Annotated in this window: 21 protein-coding genes; 14 read left to right on the top strand and 7 right to left on the bottom strand. The window is 65.9% G+C overall.

Annotation, left to right across the window (positions count from 1 at the left end):
• Positions 1-232: 232 nt before the first annotated feature.
• From A9513_RS02175 to A9513_RS02160, 4 genes are all read left to right on the top strand, one after another.
• The gene (locus A9513_RS02175; protein ID WP_024762276.1) at positions 233-3,433 is read left to right on the top strand and encodes an efflux RND transporter permease subunit; all 3,201 of its coding nucleotides are present in this window, start codon (positions 233-235) and stop codon (positions 3,431-3,433) included.
• 5 nt (positions 3,434-3,438) lie between these two features.
• The gene (locus A9513_RS02170; RefSeq protein ID WP_065083889.1) at positions 3,439-4,866 is read left to right on the top strand and encodes an efflux transporter outer membrane subunit; all 1,428 of its coding nucleotides are present in this window, start codon (positions 3,439-3,441) and stop codon (positions 4,864-4,866) included.
• 236 nt (positions 4,867-5,102) lie between these two features.
• The gene (locus tag A9513_RS02165; protein WP_024762278.1) at positions 5,103-5,297 is read left to right on the top strand and encodes a hypothetical protein; all 195 of its coding nucleotides are present in this window, start codon (positions 5,103-5,105) and stop codon (positions 5,295-5,297) included.
• Between the two features lie 118 nt (positions 5,298-5,415).
• Positions 5,416-5,616, top strand: coding sequence for a hypothetical protein (locus tag A9513_RS02160; RefSeq protein WP_024762279.1), 201 nt, complete (start codon positions 5,416-5,418; stop codon positions 5,614-5,616).
• 50 nt (positions 5,617-5,666) lie between these two features.
• On the opposite strand, the gene A9513_RS02155 is transcribed toward A9513_RS02160, so the two are convergent.
• Genes A9513_RS02155 through A9513_RS02145 form a run of 3 tightly spaced genes read right to left on the bottom strand, consistent with a single transcriptional unit; the run spans position 5,667 to position 8,000 of the window.
• Positions 5,667-6,869 (bottom strand): CynX/NimT family MFS transporter, encoded by a 1,203-nt coding sequence (locus tag A9513_RS02155; protein ID WP_051445545.1) that lies wholly within the window; start codon positions 6,867-6,869, stop codon positions 5,667-5,669.
• Between the two features lie 14 nt (positions 6,870-6,883).
• Positions 6,884-7,339, bottom strand: a complete 456-nt coding sequence (locus tag A9513_RS02150; protein WP_024762281.1) for a nucleoside deaminase — start codon at positions 7,337-7,339, stop codon at positions 6,884-6,886.
• Positions 7,340-7,364: 25 nt separating this feature from the next.
• Positions 7,365-8,000 (bottom strand): ankyrin repeat domain-containing protein, encoded by a 636-nt coding sequence (locus A9513_RS02145; protein WP_065083865.1) that lies wholly within the window; start codon positions 7,998-8,000, stop codon positions 7,365-7,367.
• A 122-nt stretch (positions 8,001-8,122) separates the two neighbouring features.
• Between A9513_RS02145 and A9513_RS02140 the strand changes: the two genes are divergently transcribed.
• Positions 8,123-8,989 carry a LysR substrate-binding domain-containing protein gene (locus A9513_RS02140; RefSeq protein WP_065083864.1) on the top strand — a complete coding sequence of 289 codons (867 nt, stop codon included), beginning with the start codon at positions 8,123-8,125 and terminating at the stop codon, positions 8,987-8,989.
• Positions 8,990-8,994: 5 nt separating this feature from the next.
• Here A9513_RS02140 and A9513_RS02135 read toward each other — a convergent pair whose 3' ends face one another.
• Positions 8,995-11,124, bottom strand: coding sequence for a putative bifunctional diguanylate cyclase/phosphodiesterase (locus tag A9513_RS02135; RefSeq protein ID WP_369690179.1), 2,130 nt, complete (start codon positions 11,122-11,124; stop codon positions 8,995-8,997).
• A gap of 179 nt (positions 11,125-11,303) precedes the next feature.
• Here A9513_RS02135 and A9513_RS02130 point away from each other — a divergent pair, with 179 nt between their 5' ends.
• Positions 11,304-12,392, top strand: coding sequence for an FUSC family protein (locus A9513_RS02130; RefSeq protein ID WP_024762286.1), 1,089 nt, complete (start codon positions 11,304-11,306; stop codon positions 12,390-12,392).
• Between the two features lie 31 nt (positions 12,393-12,423).
• On the opposite strand, the gene A9513_RS02125 is transcribed toward A9513_RS02130, so the two are convergent.
• On the bottom strand, positions 12,424-13,176 hold the full coding sequence (locus A9513_RS02125) for a 3-oxoacyl-ACP reductase family protein (protein WP_065083862.1): 753 nt from the start codon (positions 13,174-13,176) through the stop codon (positions 12,424-12,426).
• A gap of 122 nt (positions 13,177-13,298) precedes the next feature.
• Between A9513_RS02125 and A9513_RS02120 the strand changes: the two genes are divergently transcribed.
• Positions 13,299-14,222, top strand: coding sequence for a LysR family transcriptional regulator (locus A9513_RS02120; RefSeq protein WP_037009195.1), 924 nt, complete (start codon positions 13,299-13,301; stop codon positions 14,220-14,222).
• Between the two features lie 142 nt (positions 14,223-14,364).
• Positions 14,365-14,622 carry a hypothetical protein gene (locus A9513_RS02115; protein ID WP_024762289.1) on the top strand — a complete coding sequence of 86 codons (258 nt, stop codon included), beginning with the start codon at positions 14,365-14,367 and terminating at the stop codon, positions 14,620-14,622.
• Positions 14,623-14,688: 66 nt separating this feature from the next.
• Here A9513_RS02115 and A9513_RS02110 read toward each other — a convergent pair whose 3' ends face one another.
• Positions 14,689-15,015, bottom strand: a complete 327-nt coding sequence (locus A9513_RS02110; RefSeq protein ID WP_024762290.1) for an I78 family peptidase inhibitor — start codon at positions 15,013-15,015, stop codon at positions 14,689-14,691.
• A 225-nt stretch (positions 15,016-15,240) separates the two neighbouring features.
• On the opposite strand from A9513_RS02110, the gene A9513_RS02105 reads away from it, so the two are divergent.
• Positions 15,241-15,615: a hypothetical protein gene (locus A9513_RS02105; RefSeq protein ID WP_065083861.1), complete on the top strand. Its 375-nt coding sequence runs from the start codon at positions 15,241-15,243 to the stop codon at positions 15,613-15,615.
• A 46-nt stretch (positions 15,616-15,661) separates the two neighbouring features.
• On the opposite strand, the gene A9513_RS02100 is transcribed toward A9513_RS02105, so the two are convergent.
• The gene (locus A9513_RS02100) at positions 15,662-16,534 is read right to left on the bottom strand and encodes a LysR family transcriptional regulator (protein ID WP_065083860.1); all 873 of its coding nucleotides are present in this window, start codon (positions 16,532-16,534) and stop codon (positions 15,662-15,664) included.
• Positions 16,535-16,642: 108 nt separating this feature from the next.
• Here A9513_RS02100 and A9513_RS02095 point away from each other — a divergent pair, with 108 nt between their 5' ends.
• From A9513_RS02095 to A9513_RS02075, 5 genes are all read left to right on the top strand, one after another.
• Positions 16,643-17,377, top strand: coding sequence for a hypothetical protein (locus tag A9513_RS02095; RefSeq protein ID WP_065083859.1), 735 nt, complete (start codon positions 16,643-16,645; stop codon positions 17,375-17,377).
• Positions 17,374-17,697: an antibiotic biosynthesis monooxygenase gene (locus A9513_RS02090; protein ID WP_065083858.1), complete on the top strand. Its 324-nt coding sequence runs from the start codon at positions 17,374-17,376 to the stop codon at positions 17,695-17,697. Before A9513_RS02095 ends, A9513_RS02090 begins: the two co-directional genes overlap by 4 nt.
• A 92-nt stretch (positions 17,698-17,789) precedes the next feature.
• Positions 17,790-18,251 carry a hypothetical protein gene (locus A9513_RS02085; RefSeq protein WP_065083857.1) on the top strand — a complete coding sequence of 154 codons (462 nt, stop codon included), beginning with the start codon at positions 17,790-17,792 and terminating at the stop codon, positions 18,249-18,251.
• Between the two features lie 20 nt (positions 18,252-18,271).
• Positions 18,272-18,697 (top strand): VOC family protein, encoded by a 426-nt coding sequence (locus A9513_RS02080; RefSeq protein ID WP_065083856.1) that lies wholly within the window; start codon positions 18,272-18,274, stop codon positions 18,695-18,697.
• Positions 18,698-18,813: 116 nt separating this feature from the next.
• Positions 18,814-19,473 (top strand): C40 family peptidase, encoded by a 660-nt coding sequence (locus A9513_RS02075; protein WP_065083855.1) that lies wholly within the window; start codon positions 18,814-18,816, stop codon positions 19,471-19,473.
• Positions 19,474-19,478 lie beyond the last annotated feature (5 nt).

The following is a 19,478-nucleotide window of genomic DNA, read 5'->3' as shown; positions in this document are numbered from 1 at the left end:
TCAGCGAGGATCCTGCCGAGCGCAGGCCAGGCAAGGCGGAAGGCGGTGAGGAAGCGCAGTTCACTGTAGTGAATGAGCATTCCGAGCCGGCTTCCAACGCAGCCTGGGCAAGCGCAGGCGGATCATCGACGAACTCACCCTGAATCGATGTACCAGGCCCTTCTCCCACCAGGGCCTTGGGTGACCTTTGTCCCGGGTTTGGCGAACCGAGCGTTCGCGACAGGAACCAGCCATGAACTTTTCGCAATTCTTCATCCAGCGGCCGATCTTCGCCGCCGTGCTCTCGCTGATCATCCTGATCGGCGGGGCCATCTCGCTGTTCCAGCTACCGATCAGCGAATACCCCGAAGTCGTCCCGCCCACCGTGGTCGTACGCGCCAACTTCCCCGGCGCCAACCCCAAGGTGATCGGCGAGACCGTCGCCGCGCCGCTGGAACAGGCCATCACCGGCGTCGAGAACATGCTCTACATGTCCTCGCAATCCACCGCCGACGGCAAGATGACCCTGACCATCACCTTCGCCCTGGGCACCGACCTGGACAACGCGCAGGTGCAGGTGCAGAACCGCGTGACCCGCACGCAGCCCAAGCTGCCCGAGGAAGTCACGCGGATCGGCATCACCGTCGACAAGGCCTCGCCCGACCTGACCATGGTCGTGCACCTGACCTCGCCGGATAACCGCTACGACATGCTCTACCTGTCCAACTACGCCATCCTCAACATCAAGGACGAGCTGGCGCGCCTGGACGGCGTGGGCGACGTACAGCTGTTCGGCATGGGCGACTATTCGCTGCGTGTGTGGCTGGACCCGAACAAGGTCGCCTCGCGCAACCTGACCGCCACCGACGTGGTCGCCGCGATCCGCGAGCAGAACCGCCAGGTCGCCGCCGGTGCCCTGGGTGCCCCGCCCTCGCCGAGCGATACCAGCTTCCAGCTGTCGATCAACACCCAGGGTCGCCTGGTCACCGAGGAAGAGTTCGAGAACATCATCATCCGCAGCGGCCCGGACGGCGAGATCACCCGCCTGAAGGACATCGCCCGCGTCGAACTCGGCTCCAGCCAGTACGCTCTGCGCTCGCTGCTGGACAACCAGCCGGCGGTCGCCATCCCGATCTTCCAGCGTCCCGGCTCCAACGCCATCGCCATCTCCAACCTGGTGCGCGAGAAGATGGCCGAGCTGAAGAAGGATTTCCCGCAGGGCGTGGACTACTCCATCGTCTATGACCCGACCATCTTCGTTCGCGGCTCCATCGAAGCGGTGGTTCACACCCTGTTCGAAGCCCTGATCCTGGTGGTGCTGGTGGTGGTGCTGTTCCTGCAGACCTGGCGCGCCTCGATCATCCCGCTGGCTGCCGTACCGGTATCGCTGATCGGCACCTTCGCGGTGATGCACGCCTTCGGCTTCTCGCTCAACGCGCTGTCGTTGTTCGGCCTGGTATTGGCCATCGGTATCGTGGTGGACGACGCCATCGTGGTGGTGGAGAACGTCGAGCGGAACATCGGGCTGGGCCTCACGCCCGTCGAGGCGACCAAGCGCGCCATGAAGGAAGTGACCGGGCCGATCATCGCCACCGCGCTGGTGCTGTGCGCCGTGTTCATCCCCACTGCGTTCATCTCCGGCCTCACCGGGCAGTTCTACCGGCAGTTCGCCTTGACCATCGCGATCTCCACGGTGATCTCGGCGTTCAACTCGCTGACCCTGTCGCCGGCGCTGTCCGCCGTGCTGCTCAAGGGTCACCACGAGCCGAAGGACCGCTTCTCGGTGATCCTCGACAAGCTGCTCGGCAGCTGGCTGTTCCGTCCGTTCAACCGTTTCTTCGACCGCGCCAGCCATGGCTATGTCGGAACCGTCACCCGCGTGCTGCGTGGCAGCTCCATCGCGCTGCTGCTCTATGCGGGGCTGATCGGCCTGACCTACCTGGGCTTCTCCAGCACCCCCACCGGCTTCGTGCCGCAACAGGACAAGCAGTACCTGGTGGCCTTCGCCCAGTTGCCCGACGCGGCTACGCTGGACCGCACCGAAGCGGTGATCAAGCGCATGTCGGACATCGCCGGCAAGCACCCGGGCATCGAGCACACCGTGTCCTTCCCGGGTCTGTCGATCAACGGTTTCACCAACAGCCCCAACAGCGGCATTGTCTTCACCCCGCTGAAAGACTTCAGCGAGCGTAAAGGCCCGGGCATGTCGGCCAACGAGATCGCCGCCGAGCTGAACAAGCAGTTCGCCGACATCCAGGACGCCTACATCGCCATCTTCCCGCCGCCGCCAGTGCAGGGGCTGGGCACCATCGGTGGCTTCCGCCTGCAGATCGAAGACCGCGGCAACGCCGGTTACGAGGAGCTCTACGCACAGACCCAGAACATCCTCAACAAGGCCCGCGCACTGCCGGAGCTCAACCCCATGTCGGTGTTCACCAGCTACCAGGTGAACGTGCCGCAGGTGGATGCCGCCATCGACCGCGAGAAGGCCAAGACCCACGGCGTGGCGATCAGCGACATCTTCGACACCCTGCAGGTCTACCTGGGTTCGCTGTACGCGAACGACTTCAACCGCTTCGGCCGCACCTACCAGGTGAACGTCCAGGGCGAGCAGCAGTTCCGCCTCGAACCCGAGCAGATCGGCCAGCTGAAGGTGCGCAACAACCAGGGTGAAATGGTCCCGCTGGCCACCTTCATCAAGATCAGCGACACCGCCGGCCCCGACCGCGTGATGCACTACAACGGCTTCATCACCGCCGAGATCAACGGCGCCGCTGCACCGGGCTACAGCTCCGGCCAGGCCGAGGCCGCCATCGAGCGCCTGCTCAAGCAGGAGCTGCCCAATGGCATGACCTACGAATGGACCGAGCTGACCTACCAGCAGATCCTCGCCGGCAACTCCGCGATCTATGTGTTCCCGCTCTGCGTGCTGCTCGCCTTCCTGGTGCTGGCCGCGCTGTACGAGAGCTGGGGCCTGCCGCTGGCGGTGATCCTGATCGTGCCGATGACCCTGCTGTCGGCCATTGCGGGCGTGATCCTGTCCGGTGGCGACAACAACATCTTCACCCAGATCGGCCTGATCGTACTGGTGGGCCTGGCGTGCAAGAACGCGATCCTGATCGTCGAGTTCGCCAAGGACAAGCAGGACGAAGGCATGGATCGCCTGAGCGCGGTACTGGAAGCCTGCCGTCTGCGTCTGCGGCCGATCCTGATGACCTCCATCGCCTTCATCATGGGCGTGGTGCCCCTGGTGCTGTCGTCCGGCGCCGGCGCCGAAATGCGCCATGCCATGGGTGTCGCAGTGTTCTCCGGGATGCTCGGCGTGACCTTCTTCGGCCTGCTGCTGACCCCGGTCTTCTATGTGCTGATCCGCCGCTTCATGGAAGCCCGTGAAGCGAAGAAACAGGCGCAGCAAGCGCGCATCGCCCAGAACCACGAGGCCCATCAGGCATGAGCGTCATGATCAACAATGCTGTGAGCAAGAGTGCCGTGAAACTGTTCGTCCCCTCCCTGCTCGCGCTGGCCCTCAGCGCGTGCATGGTCGGCCCCGACTACCAGAAGCCGGACACCGCGCCGGCGCAACTGGACAGCAATGCCCAGGTACAGAACTACGACCGCAGCCGTTACGAAGACGCCTGGTGGAAACAGTTCGACGACCCGGTGCTGACCCAGCTGGTCGACCAGTCCCTCAAGGAAAACCGCGAGCTGCGCGTGGCCTACGCCCGCGTGCTGGCTTCACGGGCGATCCGCGACGACGTCGCCAATGACCGTTTCCCCACGGTCACCAGCCGCGCCGAAGGCCAGGTCGGCAAGGGCCAGGTGCCCGGCCAGACCGAGGACCGGGTCAACCAGGAGCGTTACGACCTGGGCCTGGACATGATCTGGGAAGTCGACCTGTTCGGCCGCGTGCGCCGCCAGTTGGAATCCAGCGACGCGCTGAGCGAAGCCACCGTGGCCGACCTGCAGCAGCTACAGGTCAGCCTGATCGCCGAGCTCGCCGATGCCTACGGGCAACTGCGCGGTGCGCAGCTTCGCGAGAGCATTGCCAGGAGCAACCTGGAGAACCAGCGCGAATCCCGCGACCTGACCATCCAGTTGCGCGACGCCGGCGTCGGCAGCGAACTGGACGTGCAACGCGCCGAAGCGCGCCTGGCTTCCACCGAAGCCAGCGTGCCGCAACTGCAAGCCGAGGAAGTGCGCCAGCGCAACCGCATCGCCACCCTCCTCGGCCAGCGCCCGGATGCGCTGACGGTGGACTTGTCGCCGAAAAAGCTACCCGCCATCGCCAAGGCCCTGCCCATCGGCGATCCGGGTGAATTACTGCGCCGTCGGCCGGACGTGGCCTCCGCCGAACGCCGCCTGGCGGCCGCCACCGCGGATGTCGGTGTGGCCACCGCCGACCTGTTCCCGAAGGTCAGCCTCGGCGGCTTCCTCGGCTACACCGCCGGCCGTGGCTCGCAGATCGGCTCGTCCGCCGCCAGCGCCTGGGGCGTGGCCCCGAGCATCACCTGGGCGGCTTTCGACCTGGGCAGTGTGCGAGCTCGCCTGCGCGCCTCCAAGGCCGACGCCGACGGCGCCCTGGCGACCTACGAGCAGCAGGTCCTGCTGGCCCTGGAAGAGTCGTCGAACGCCTTCAGCGACTACGGCAAGCGCCAGCAGCGCCTGGTCTCGCTGGTGCGCCAGTCCGAAGCCAGCCGCAATGCCGCGCAACAGGCCGGCCTGCAATACCGCGAGGGCACCGTGGACTTCCTCAACCTGCTGGACGCCGAGCGCGAACAGCTGGCCGCAGAGGACGCCCAGGCCCTCGCGGAAGTCGACGTGTACCGCGGCATCGTGGCGATCTACAAGGCCCTTGGCGGCGGCTGGCAGCCGACGCCTGCGGCCTGATCGATCCTCCCCGGTCGAGAGTTTCTCGACCGTTCTGGCCCTGCGGTCTGACGCTCCGGACCGCGGGGCTTTTTTATGGCCATGCTTCAGCGGCGCTTCCTAGCTATTGGCAACCCGGTTCCGGAATCTGTCAGATACTTAGATGCTGATCAGTATTTTCTGATAGCAATAGAAAATAAGCTGAAGCTCGCTCGAATTCAGAATTCACTGACGCCAGGTTTAAGGAATACCGCTCAGTGTCCGACGCCGATGAAACCAGAATCCCAGCCCCTCGCCGCGGTAACGAGTTGAATGATCTCCTGCGGCGCGTGCGGCGCGGCGACGTTTTTCACCCGGACCTGAAAAGATGGCTCGTGCACCTGCAGCTGGCTGAGTTCCGCGGCCTGCAACTGGTGCTGACGAACAAGGGGCAACTGCTGGCGCAGTCTTGAGCCTTGGGCTGAGCAGTTCGTGCCGTTATGATCCAGCGCGACTTGCCAGGGATCAAAAGAGTTCGCCCTCGCCCTGGCCTAGACTTTCTATATCGGAATTTTCAGACAAGGATTCGCCATGGACGCCACCGCCCACTTCATCCCCCTGGACCCCACGTCCCTCTTCATCACCCTCGGCATCCTCGTCTTCGGCATGTTCATGCTGGGGATCGGCTTCACCATCCGCCAGCGCCCGGTGGGTGTGTTCCTGATGTGGGTCGGCACACTGAGCATGCTGTCGATCATCGCCTACCGCATCTACATCGCTACCTCCGTGTAACGCAGGCAAAAAAATGGCGCCCTCCCGCGCCATTTCCATTTCTTCCAGCCTCAGCGCTGCATTGCCCGCGCGTATCCCTTGGGCGAAAAGCGCAACGTCACGCCCAGCATCAGCACCACCGACACCGCCAGCAGGATCCACGACGCCTGGAAGCTCCCGGTGCTGTCACGCAGCCAACCGGTGACGTAGGGCACGATGCCGGTAACGATGAAGCCGATGCCCTGTACGAAGGCCGCCAGCCGACCGGCCGCGCCGGCATCGGCGAGGTGATCCAGGGTCAGCGTCAGGCTCAGCGCAAAGCAGGCGCCCAGGCCGTAGCCGATCATCGCCACCCAGATACCCGGCAGGTACAGCGGCGCCGAGATCAACCCGATGAAGCCCGCCAGTTGAATCAGCAGGCACAGACACAGCCAGCCGCGGCGATCCAGCGAGCGGCGGATCAGCAACGGGATGGTCAGCGCAGCGATCACCTGGAAGATGGTCATCAGGCCGATCAGCTGTCCACTGGCCTGGGCCGTCCAGCCCAGTTGGCGGTAATACACCGGCAGCCAGGCCACCATGCTGGTGTAGCCGCCATTGATCAGGCCGAAGTACAGCGCCAGCAGCCAGGCGCGACGGCTGCCGAAATAGTGCTGCGCCTTCTGCCGGGGCGGCGCCGCCACCGGCGTTTCCCGCGGGCGGGCCAGCGCCCAGAGCACCAGGCCGACAATGGCCAGCAGCAGCCAGGCGCCGAGACCGTCCTGCCAGCGATGGAAGTGTTCCGAAACCACCGGAGCCAGGACTGCGGCGCTACCGCCGCCAGCCATCAGCGATGCCGAGTAGAGACCCATGGCGGACGGCACCTTGTGCGGGAACCAGCGCTTGATCACCCCCGGCACGAACGCCTGGATCACCGCCACGCCGCAGCCCGCCAGCACCGCGCTGGCGATCAGCGCGAAGCCGCTGTCCAGCAGCAGCCGCCAGAAGCATGCCGCGCCGATGGCCAGCAGGCCGAGCACCATGCCCCGGCTCTCGCCCAGGCGCGGGCCGACCCACGGCAGCCCCAGGGCGAACAGCCCCATGCACAGCACTGGCAGTACCGTCAGCATCGACAGGCCCTGGAAGCCCAGGCCGGTGGCGTCGTGGATGTCGGCCAGCAGCGGGCCGATGGAGGTGAGGATCGGCCGCAGGTTGATGCCCAGCGCGACGATCACCAGCAAGCCGATCCAGCCGGCGCGCACGTTCTGCTCGCTGCCGCTCTGCGCGCTCGCCATGGCGATGCTGCGACTCACGAGCGGAGCTCCTGCCAGTGATCGTAGAGGCCTTCCTCGCCGCTCGGGCGCAGGGCCCGCAGCGGCACCGCCTGCCATTGCGGCGGCTGGGTCATCTGCTGGTACACGGCGGAAGTCGACAGCCCAAACGGCTCGCCATCGTCGTTGGAATAGGCGAAGTACGCGCCTTCCACGCCACACAGGTGCATGGCCGCCAGGCACATGGGGCAAGGGTGTCCGCTGGCGTAGATCACGCAGCCGTCCAGCCGCGACATGCCCAGCACCGCCGAGGCGCGGCGGATCGCCAGCAGCTCGGCATGGGCGGTGGGGTCGAAATCCAGGTGGATGGAGTTGGCGGCGCGGGCAATCACCCGGCCGTCCTTGACCAGCACGGCGCCGAACGGGCGGCCGCCGGCCTCGATGTTGTCGCGGGCCAGTTGCAGGGCCTCGCGCATGAAGACTTCGTGTGACATGGCAGTTTCCAGCGAATCGGTTCGATCAATGCGCGCCGGCGACTTCCAGCATCCTGGCGATGGTGGTCTGGTTGCGCTGGCGGGCGTGTTGCAGCGGCGTGACGCCGTCGTTGTCGGCCAGGTTCAGGTTCGCCCCGGCTTCTATGAGTTGTTTCACGATGGCCTGGTGCCGCGGGCCGCCGTCGCTGAGCAGGATGGCTTCGAGCAACCCGGTCCAGCCCAGCTTGTTGACGTGATCGGGGTCGACGCCGGCCTTGAGCAGGGTCGCTACCACGTCCACATGGCCACGCTCGCAGGCCGGTATCAGCGCCGTGCCGCCATAGCGGTTGGTGCTGCGCAGGTCGGCGCCGTGGGCCAGGGTCAGCTGGAGGATATCCAGACGTCCCGCGGCACCGGCCAGCAGGTAGGCACTGTCGTGGATGCGGTTCTGCCGGTTGACGTCGGCGCCGGCGGCGATCAGCAGCCGCGCGACTTCCACGCGGTTCTGGGCGGTGGCCAGCAGCAGCGGCGTGTTGCCCTGCCCGTCGGTCACATCCACTGGCACACCGCGTTGGAGCAGCGTCGCCACCTCGGCTTCCCGGCCGTCGCTTGCGGCGCCCAGCAGTGCGTCCGCGGCGGCACGGCTGTGCACGTCCTCGGTCTGGATGGTCGGCATGTCCATGGGCGCTCCCCCGCGATGGCTGTCGTGCCTCGAATCACTCTCGATAATGAGCAGTCGCAGTATGACAAAGGGATTTTCTATGCTGAAATTAAATAGAAACATGAGTTTCAGTGGGAATCCAAATGCTTGACCCCAACCTGCTGCGCAGCTTCGTGATGGTAGTGGACGCCGGCAACTTCACCCGCGCCGCCGAATTGCTGCACCTCACCCAGTCCACCGTCAGCCAGCAGATCCTGCGCCTTGAACAGAGCCTGGACTGTCGTCTGCTGGACCGCAGCCAGCGCCAGGTGCTGCCCACTGAACAGGGCGAACGGCTGCTGGGCTATGCACGGCGCATCCTCGAACTGGGCTCGGAGGCCCGTGAGGCTCTGAGCAGTGAGCACAGCGAGGGCGTGCTGCGCCTGGGGATGCCGGAAGACTTCGCCGGCGAGCGGATGATGCCGCTGCTGGCGGCCTTCAGCGCCGAACGCCCGCGGCTGCGCCTGGAGGTCTCCAGCGGTCTCAGCCAGGAGCTGTTGCGCCAGTACCGCAGCGGCGAGTTGGACCTGGCGCTGGTCAAGCAATGGGGCGCCGATGCCGATTGCCTAACGCACTGGCCCGAACCGTTGGCCTGGCAGGACAGCGCCGCCACCCCCGCCGCCGCGCGCGACCCGTTGCCGCTGGTGGTATTTCCGCTGGGCGCGCTGTACCGCCAGGAGATGATCCACGCGCTGGAAGCCAGCGGCCGGCGATGGCGCATCAGTTACAGCAGCGCGAGCCTGGCCAGCTTGTCAGCCGCGGTGGCAGCCGGCATGGGCGTCAGCCTGTTGCCACTGCGCGGGCGCCACGAAGGCCACCGGGTGCTGACCGCCGAGGAGGGTTTTGCGCCCATCGAGGGGCTGGAGCTGGCACTCTACGCCCGCCCGGAACTGGGCAGTGCCGGGCGCCGCCTGTGCGAGCAACTGCGTGATCTGTGTACCCAGCTGGCGGCGCTGCCAGCGGAGTACTGAGCCACTCAGCCCGTAGCGCCGAGACGCTCGAAGAATTGCTCGGCCGGCACGGGCTTGCCGAGCAGGAAGCCCTGTAGCGAATCGCAACCCAGGCGGGTGAGGAAGCTCTGCTGGCCGGAGGTTTCCACCCCTTCGGCAACGATGCGCAAATCCAGCGCCTGGCCCAGGGCGACGATGGCCGAGACGATGGCGGCGTCGTCGCTGTCCTGCTCCAGGTCGCGGACGAAACCGCGGTCGATCTTCAACTCGTTGGCCGGCAGGCGCTTGAGGTACAGCAGGCTGGAATAGCCGGTGCCGAAGTCGTCGATGGACAGGTCCACGCCCATCTCCGACAGCTTGCCGAGGATTTCCAGGCTGGAATCGGCATCGCGCATCGCCGTGGTCTCGGTGATTTCCAGGGTCAGGCAGCGCGCCGGCAAATGATGGCGCTGCAGCGCATCGGCCACCGATTGCACCAGTGCCGCATGGCAGAACTGCAGGGCCGAGAGGTTCACCGCCACCCGCCAGCTTTCGTGGCCCTGCAGGTACCACTCGCGCATCTGCCGGCAGGCCTCGTCGAGCACCCAGTCGCCGATGGGGATGATCAGCCCGGTGCGTTCGGCCAGGGCGATGAAGGTATCGGGCATCAGCAGCCCGCGTTGCGGATGCTGCCAGCGCAGCAGCGCCTCGGCGCCGATGGGTTCGCCGCTGGCGGCAAACTTGGGCTGGTAATGCAGGATGAATTCACGACGGTCCAGGGCGGCGCGCAGGTCGTGCAGCAGCTGCAGGTGGTTACGCGCATTGGTGTTCATCGATTGTTCGAAGAAGCTGTAGCCGTTCTTGCCATTGCCCTTGGCGTGGTACATGGCTGCGTCGGCGTTGCGCAGCAGCTCCTGCTGGCTGGTGCCGTCGCCCGGATAGAGCGCGATACCAATACTGGCGGCGATGCGCAGCTCCTGCCCGGCCACCTGGAACGGCTGGGCCAGCAGGCTGACCTGCTGGCTGGCGACGCTCACCGCGTCTTCGGCTTCGGCGAGCGCCACCAACATCACGAATTCATCGCCGCCGATGCGCGCCACGGTGTCGTCGCTGCGCAGGTTGCCACACAGACGCAACGCCACATCCTTGAGCAACAGGTCGCCGACATGGTGGCCGAACGCATCGTTGACCGGCTTGAAGCCATCGAGGTCGAGGAACATCAGCGCGAAGTAGCCGCCGTTGCGCTGGACCTTGCCGATCATCTGCTCGACGCGGTCTTCCAGCAGGATGCGGTTGGGCAGACGGGTGAGGTTGTCGTGCAGGGCGAGCTGGGTCAGCTCCTGGTTGGCCTGGGCCAGCGACGAGGTGAGCTGTGCCGTGCGCGACTCCAGGCGCGCATCCAGCACCGACGTGAGCAGCGCGATGCCAATGATCGCCAGGGTCACGATGACGACCAGCATCGCCAGCCAGTCGCTGCTCAGCCCGTTGGGGGATGCGCCGCAGAAGCTGCCCTCGGGAAAGCGCGCCGCGGCCATGCCGGTGTAGTGCATGCCGACGATAGCCAGGCCCATCACCAACGCTGCGCCACCCCGGGCCAGGCGCACATAGGGGGTGTTCTGCCGCAGCTTGAAGGCGATCCACAATGCGGCGCCGGACGCCGCCACGGCGATCGCCAGAGAGAGCCCGAACAGCGTCGGGTCGTAGTCGATGCCCGGCTGCATCAGCATTGCGTACATGCCCAGGTAGTGCATGCAACTGATCCCGGCGCCCATGGCCAGCGCGCCGCAGATCAGTTGCCAGAGCGGTAGCCGCTCCTGGCTGACCAGCGCCAGGGCGAAGCCGGAACTGAGTACGGCGATGGCCAGCGACAGCAGGGTCAGGGTGAGGTCGTAACCCAGCGGGATCGGCAGGCTGAAGGCAAGCATGCCGATGAAGTGCATCGACCACACGCCGATTCCCATGGCCACCCCGCCGCCACCGATCCACAGCAGCACCGGCCAGCCGCGGGTAGTCGCGATGCGCCCGGCCAGGTCCAGGGCGGTGTAGGACGCCAGCATGGCGACGCACAGCGAGATCAGGACGAGGGCGGGATCGTAACTACCGGTAAGCATGGGGAATCTCGATGCACAACAAGGCGCGCGGGCAAAATACGGCTTCGCGCCCGAGCGGGCGCGCAAAAGCCTGGAATTCTAGCGAAGACCGGTTAAGCGGAACCAGCGCTTGCGGTGGAATTTCTATCGGCATGCCCGCAGCCGCCTTGAGACCATTCAGCGGCACGGCCGGATGATCCATCGCAGGACCTTGCCAGCCGGACCGGCTACCCTTGCCTTGTCCCCCCTCACCGGAGCCGCTTCCCTTGGCGAAGCAACCCTCGATACTGACCTTGCCGTTCCGCCGCCTGGCCAATCCCTACACCCGTTATCGCTACGCCGCCTGGATCCACTGCGTGCGCGTCGGCCTCGCCCTGCTCGCCTCGATGCTGCTGACCAGCGCGCTGAAACTGCCGCACGGGCTCTGGGCCTCGGTGACGGTGCTGGTGGTGATGGGCGGGCTGGTGCACCAGGGGACGATCCGCGGCAAGTCCTACGAACGGGTGCTCGGCACCCTGGCTGGCGCGGCGCTGGGTCTGTGCGTGATCGCGGTCTACGACCGCACGCGCTCGCTCGCCCTCACCTACCTGGTGATGTCGGTGCTGGGCGCAGCCTCGGCCTTCTATGCGATTCGCCGTCCCGGCTATGTCGCGCTGCTGGCGGGGATCACCATGTGCATTGTCGCCGGCCCCGGCGAGACTGGCTTTACCGAAGGGTTGTGGCGCTCGGCCAATGTGCTGATCGGTGTCGCGGTGGCCCTGGTCTTCTCGCAGATCTACCCGTTGCGGGCGGTCTACGTCTGGCGCTACCTGCTCTCGGACAACCTGCGCGCCTGTGCGCGAATGTACGGGCAGTTGTCGTCCAACCACGACTTTACCGCCGAGCATTTCGCCCGCCAGCTGGAAGAACTGGACCATCGGCTGGTGGCTTCGCGTGCCCACCTGGGTCCGGTATCGCGGGAGACGGGCATGCCGCTGCGCGAGCTGGAGATACTCCAGCGCATCCATCGCGCCATCATGGGCACCCTGGAATCGCTGATCGCCTCGCGGCAGTTCGCCGCCCAGGCCGGGGAGATAGAACCGGTGCCTGCCAGCCTCGACACCCACCGGCAGATCATCGGACGCCTGTTGCTGCAATCGGCCCACGCCCTGAAGTTCAGCCGCACCAGCAAGCTGGTCCAGGCCTGCCAGGGCCTGGACAACCTGCCGGCACGGCCGCACAACCTGACCGATTCCTTCGAGAAACAGGGTTTCTACTGGCTGACTCTGCGCCTCTACGAGCAGGTGGAGATGCTCTCGGCAAAACTCGCCAGCACCTCCACCCATTGGAACATCCAGAGCCGCGACCGGGCCTGAGCCCGGCCGTGCTGCGCTTACCAAGAGCCCATCAGGCGCCGAAGCCGCCGTCGATGGTCAGGCTGGCGCCGGTGATGTAGCCGGCTTCCGGGCCAGCCAGGTAGGCGACGAAGGCGGCGATCTCTTCCGCGCGGCCGTAACGGCCTACCGCCATCAGGTCCATCAGCGATGCGGCGAAGTCGCTGTCGGCCGGGTTCATGTCAGTGTCCACCGGACCGGGCTGCACGTTGTTCACGGTGATGCCGCGCGGGCCGAGGTCACGAGCCAGGCCCTTGGTCAGACCGACGATGGCCGACTTGCTCATGGCGTAGACCGCGCCGCCGCCGAAGGGCATGCGGTCCGCGTTGGTGCTGCCGATGGTGATGATGCGCCCGCCCTGCCCCATATGCCGCGCAGCGGCCTGGGTGGCGACGAACACGCTGCGCACGTTCACTGCCAGGGTGCGGTCGAGGTCTTCCAGGCTGAACTCTTCCACCGGGGCGATGGCCAGCACGCCGGCGTTGTTCACCAGGATATCGATGCCGCCCAGGCGCTGGGCGGCGGTATCGATGGCGCTCTGCACGGACGCCGCGTCGCCGCTGTCGGCCTTCAGCGCTAGGGCGCGGCCGCCGGCAGCTTCGATGCTGGCGGCAAGGTCTTCGGCCTTCTGCGCCGAGCTGACGTAGGTGAAGGCCACGGCGGCGCCTTCGCGGGCCAGGCGCTGCACGATGGCAGCGCCGATGCCGCGGGCACCGCCTTGTACGAAAGCGACTTTGCCAGCAAGGGATTGGGTGGTGGTGGTCATGATGCGTCTCCGAAACAGGAAGTGGGATTAAGTTCGACGGGGCCAGTTTCCCCTTCGTACTCGTTACTCGGTAGCCAGCAATCGCTATATTCAGTCGATACCAAACGTCCGGAATACCACCCATGGAAAGCCTGATCAGTATCGAATGCTTCGTCCGCAGCGCCGAAGCCGGCAGCTTCGCGGCGGCCGCGCGGCGTCTGGGCCTGACCCCGGCGGCAGTGAGCAAGAACGTCGCCCGCCTGGAAAACAACCTGGGCGTGCGGCTGTTCCAGCGTAGTACCCGCAGCCTGACCCTGACTGAATCGGGTGAGCGATTTCTCGATGAAGCCGGCGGCGGCCTGGCCAGCCTGCAGAGCGCCATCGCCAACCTGGCCAGCGCCGATGGCCAGCCCAGCGGGGCGCTGAAGGTGAGCATGGGGCTGGTGTTCGGCCGCGATTACATCCTGCCGCTGCTGGGAGACTTCCTGGCCCGCTATCCGGCGATCCGCCCGGACTGGCACTTCGACAATCGCCAGGTCGACCTGATCGCCGAGGGCTTCGACGCGGCCATCGGAGGCGGCTTCGAACTGCCGCCCGGCGTTGTCGCACGCAAGCTCTGCCCGGCGCACCTGGTGCTGCTGGCCTCGCCGGCGTACCTGGAAGGCCGCCCGGCGATCCGCTATCCGTCGGACCTGCCCAGCCATGACGGCATCCGCATCCGCTCGCCGCAGACCGGGCGCGTCCGCCCCTGGCCGCTGACCAACCGCCAGCAGTCCCAGGCGCCGATCGCGCTGAAGGAGCGCATGACCTTCAGCGACCCGGAGGCGGCGTGCGTCGCCGCGCTCATGGGCCTGGGCGTGACCCTGGTCAGCATGCAGCACGCGGTGCCCTACCTGGACGACGGCCGCCTGGTACGCGTGCTGCCGCAGTGGTACGTGGATGCCGGCAACACGGCGCTCTACTATGCCGCGCAGAAACTGCTGCCGGCCAAGACGCGGGTATTCGTCGACTATGTCATCGAGCACTTCCGCAGCCAGGGCCTGGAGCGGAAGTTCAGCGCCATCTGACCAGCGACACGGCGGATCGGCATTTTCCTGACTAGCGTCAGAAATGAAATGAATTCGCGGGGAAAGCGCTTGTCGATTGTTAGCAAGCTAACTTAATTTCGAATTTCTTCGATTCGGCAAATGAGATGCAAGGAGAACCTGCATGAAAAAGTACGCTCTGCTCCTGGCCATGGTGTTTTCCGTACCGGCTTTCGCTGACAGTGCGCTGTGCGATGGCAACCTGCAGCAGATCAACGACTTCCTCAAGACCGCTAGCAAGAACGCGACCGGCGTAAAGGTCAACGCGGTCCATGAGTACCTCGCCAAAGCCGAGGAAGCGAAGAAGGCCGGCAACTACGAGGAGTGCGTCAACCAGTCCAGCCAGGCACTACGCGTGATCAAGAAGCCCGCCAACCGCTGATAATCACTGGACAGGAAAAGCCCCGCCTAGGCGGGGCTTTTTCATGGGTGCTGACAGGTGCTCGGCTCAGCCGCAGGAAACCTGCTTCACCACCTGATTGTCGTCAACATCAATGTTCAGGCGCTGCGAGTTGTACTCCATGGTCACCGGCTGGTGCGGAGTGAGCACGCGGGCGACACTGGCGCCGGCATCGCGGCGCGCCTCTTCGGTCAGCGTCGGGGTAACGACCTTGCCGATGATCGACTGCACCGCCTTGGCATTGCAGGTGCCGGTCATCGCCGGCGAGCTGTCCGCGGCCGGCTGGGCGGCATCGGACGGGGAATCCTTAGAACTGCAACCGGCTAGCGCGGCGACAGCGAGAAGCGACAAGAGAGTCACTCGGTTGAAGGGCATGGAAGGTCTCCCTGGTTCTTCATGGAAAAAACGCGAAAGGCGCCACCTTACCAGCCCCAGGGCTGCGGCGGCGCGATGGATGTATTGCAGGCTGATACATGCAGGCCCGTCGCAGAGCCTTGCAGCACCATTTACACAACCTTTACACCAGCGGCGTTACGATTCTTTCGAGGCCGATGTCTCATAGATACCGGGATCCTCGCCGGGTTCCTCAGGAGGTGCATCATGCTTCACCGTCTCCCCCAGATCGCCCTGCTCTGCGCTGGCCTAGCCCTCGCAGGTCAAGCCGCGGCCAACAGCAACACTGATGCCGCTGCCATCGGCGCCGTGGTCGGTGCCGTTGTCGGGGGTGCAGTGGTTGCCGGCTCGCAACCCGCGCCAGCGCCCTATTACGCGCCGCCACCCCCGGTGGCGTACTACCCGCCGCAGCCGGTTTACTACCAACCGGCGCCGGTCTACCAACCCGTCTACCAGCCGGTCTACCGCCCGGTGGTGGTGGTGCCGGGCCCGCGTTACTACGGGCCGCCTCGCTACTATGGTCTGCCGCGCTATTACGGCCCTGGCTACTACGGCCCGCCGGGACACTACCGTCACTGGTAATAGCCATTACGGACAAAAGACCCCGCCTCCTGGCGGGGTCTTTCATTCAGGCCGGCAGGCGAATGCTGCCGGCCAGTTCCTCGAACAACGTCACCACCGCCCGCAAGGCCCGGCAGTCTGGCCGGGTCAGCAGCCAGAGATGGATGCTGCAGCCGGGCAGTTCCGGCTCCAGCACCTGCAAGCCGTCGTCCGGGCGCAGCAGGAACGCCGGCAGCGCCGCCAAGCCCAGGCCTGCGCGGCACAGGTCCAGCACCGACAGCATGCTGTTGCAGCGGTAAGCCGGCAGCACCGAGGGGTAAGCCTGGCGACGCCAGGCAACGCTGGAGTGATCGGGGAGAAAGTCATCCGGGGCGATCCAGCTCATTTCCTGCCAGGGACGGTCGCCCTGCTCGGCCAGGTAATCGCGATGGGCGCAGAGGATGTAGTGCACCTCGCCCAGCTTGCGTCCCACCAGGTGCTCCGGCGGCGCATTGGTCAGACGCAGGGCGATGTCGGCATCGCGGCGACTGAGGTTGGCGAAGGCATTGGAAGTGGTCAGCTCCAGGTTGAGCGCCGGGTAGCGCTTCATGAAGCGCGCCAGCGCAGGCAGGAGCAGGCCCTGCAACACGGTATCGGAACAGGTCAGGCGCACGGTGCCACTGAGCACGTCGTGCCCCTGCTCCAGCCCCAGGCGTGCCGCTTCCAGCGCCTGCTCGGCCAGTTCCGCCTGGGTCGCCAGTTGCTGTGCGGTGGCGGTCGCCAGGTAGCCGTTGCGGCCCTTCTCGAACAGCGCGGTACCCAGCGCCTTCTCCAGCCTGCGCACGGCACGGAATACGGTGGAAACGTCTACCTCGAGCAATTCCGAGGCACGGGCAAGGCTGCCCCCGCGCACCAGCGCCAGCACCAGGGCGAGATCGGCGTATTCCAGACGGTATTGCATCGACGCACTCCAAGGTTGCGCAACCGCCCATTTTCGATTGCGCCTGCGCAACTATAAATTGCCTCCCATGGGCCCGCCAATGGGCCACGACGCCGGGGGGAACAACGGATGGGAAAACGTCGTAAAACACTGCGGATCGGCCTGATCGGCGACCGCGACAGCCGCGTCACCGCCCACTGGGCGATACCCCTGGCCCTGCAGCAATCGCTGCTGCCGCATTCGGGGACCCTGCGCGTGGACTGGCTGGATACCCCGCGCCTCGCCGAAGGCCTGGAGTTGGAGGGGTACTCGGGCTTCTGGTGCATCCCCGGCAGCCCCTACCTGAACACCGAAGGTGCCTTGCGCGCGATCCGCTTCGCCCGCGAGCGCGAGGTGCCCTTCCTTGGTACCTGCGGTGGCTTCCAGCATGCCCTGCTGGAGCGCGCTCGCCATGTACTGGCCTGGAGCGACGCGGCCCATGGGGAACTGGAACCGGAGGCGACGCAACAGGTGGTCCATGCGCTGCCCTGCTCCCTGCTGGAAGTCAGCGAGACCATCCGTCTCACGCCCGGTTCGAACCTGGCGGCCATCTACGGGCTGCCGGAGATTCGTGAAGGTTACCGCTGCCGCTACGGCGTGAACCCCGAGTTCCAGGACGTCCTGTTCGGCGGCTCGCTGCGCGCCTGTGCCCGCGGCGAGGACGACAGCATTCGCGCGCTGGAAGCCGCCGACCATCCGTTCTTCATCGCCACCCTGTTTCAACCCGAGCGCAAGGCCCTGGCCGGCATCGCCGTACCGCTGGCCGAGGCGCTCCTGTCCGCCGCGTTCCGCCATCATTCCAGCCGAATAGGGAGTCCCGCATGATCGCCAGCACACCGCAACCGCCATACTACGCCGTGACCTTCACTTCCTACCGAACCGAGCTGGACGAAGGCTACGGCGCCACTGCCGAGCGCATGCTCGAGTTGGCGGCGCAGCAGGACGGCTTCCTTGGCGTCGAGTCCGCCCGGGGTGCCGATGGCCTGGGCATCACGGTGTCCTACTGGCGCGACGAAGTCGCCATCTGCAGCTGGAAGCAGCAGAGTGAACACCGCATGGCGCAGCAGGCCGGCCGCCGCGACTGGTACAGCGCCTTCCGCGTGCGCATCAGCCGCGTCGAGCGCGAGTACGGTTTCGAACGCTGAGCGACCCGTTCTGGCCCAGACACGACATGCCGGGTTCGATGCCCGGCACACATCGTCTAGGCTGGTCCCCATTGAGCAAGGGGGACCGACGCATGCACCGACAAGCCAGTGAACTGCAGGCCGCCTACCTGGGCGAGGTCCGCGGCGAAAACTTCTTTCTCGGCCTGGCCGAGCAATTGCCCGAAGGCGCAGCCTCAATGCTCCTGCTGGCACGGCTGGAGCGCCAGACCGGCCTGCGCATGGCACGCCTGCTGCAGCGCCACGGCCTGCCGCTGGGCGACACCGCCCATGCCGCCGCCCAGGGCCGGCAACGTGCCGCCGACTGGCTCGGGCTCGGCTGGTCGCAGACTCTGGAGAAACTCGAAGTCCTGGTGGCACCTTACGTCCAGCGCTACGACAGCCTGGCCATCGAGGGTGACGACGATGACCGCGACATACTCGACGAACTCGCCGAGCACGAACGTGCCCTGCTGGAATTCACCCGCCTCGCCCGCCAGGGTCAGATAAGCGCGGCCAAGGCTACCATCACTCGCCTGCTGGCCGTACCGGCCTGAAACCGACAAGGAGCATGCCCATGGCCCTGTCGCCCTTCCACCTGGCCATCCCCGTCTATGACCTGGCACTGGCGCGGCGTTTCTATGGCGAGGTACTGGGCCTCGGCGAGGGCCGCAGCAGCGCTCAGTGGGTGGATTTCGACTTCTTCGGTCACCAGTTGGTGATCCACCTGCACCCGCGTACAGCCAGCCAGACGGCCGCGCATACCACTGCCGTGGACGGCCACGATGTGCCGGTGCCGCACTTCGGCGTAGTGCTGGACTGGGAGGACTGGGAGCGCCTGGCGCAGCGCCTGCGCGAGCACGGCACGCAGTTTGTCATCGAGCCCCACGTGCGCTTCCAGGGACAGGTGGGCGAGCAGGCGACGTTCTTCTTCTTCGACCCTTGCGGCAATGCCCTGGAGTTCAAGTCGTTCAAGGATATCGGCCAGCTGTTCGCTTCCTGACCGTCGGTCAGGCGTGGAAATCGCCTTCATGCCACATGGAAATCTCCTACATAGCACCTGATAGCCAGTTCCTAGGATAACGCCCGTCTCCAACGCTCACCCTGAGGTGACTCGACGTGCGCCCCATCCGCTGGATTCCGTTTTACCTGTTCTGCACCCTGGGTGCGTCCATCGCCCTGGCAGATGATTACGACGCGCCAGACTGGCGTCGTTACGAAAGCGCCGTGATCGACCGGAGCTTCTCGCCCGCTGGCCACGCTTCGCGTGGCGGCGAGCAACGCGGCGTGGCCCATCGCATGCAGCGCAACGGGGAATTCTCACAAGCACACCAACGAAGCGCCGCGGTCCTGGCCTCCCGTGGCCACGACCTGGGCAGCCGGCAATTCAGCCCGGTAGACACCTCGCGCATCGTCGAGCGCGCCCACGAGCTGATCGGCACTCCCTACCGCTGGGGCGGTGAAAGCGAGGAAAACGGCTTCGACTGCAGCGGTCTGCTCGTCTATCTCTACCGCAGCATCGCCAACCGCAAGCTGCCGCGCACCACCCATTCGATGATTGCCCAGCGCCAGAACGAAGTCAGCCGCGCCGAACTGCAACCCGGCGACGCGGTCTTCTTCAACCACAACGGCGGCGGCAGCGCCAGCCATGTCGGCCTGTATATCGGCGACGACCGCTTCATCCACGCGCCGCGAACCGGCAAGACCATTCGTATCGACTCCCTGGACAACAGCTACTGGAACCGCAGCTACACCACGGCCCGCCGTTTCAGTGGTTGATACGA

This window comes from Pseudomonas sp. AU12215 (genome assembly GCF_001675465.2).
In the GTDB taxonomy this organism is placed as follows: domain Bacteria; phylum Pseudomonadota; class Gammaproteobacteria; order Pseudomonadales; family Pseudomonadaceae; genus Pseudomonas; species Pseudomonas nitroreducens.
This window is presented reverse-complemented; position numbering and strand designations above follow the sequence as displayed.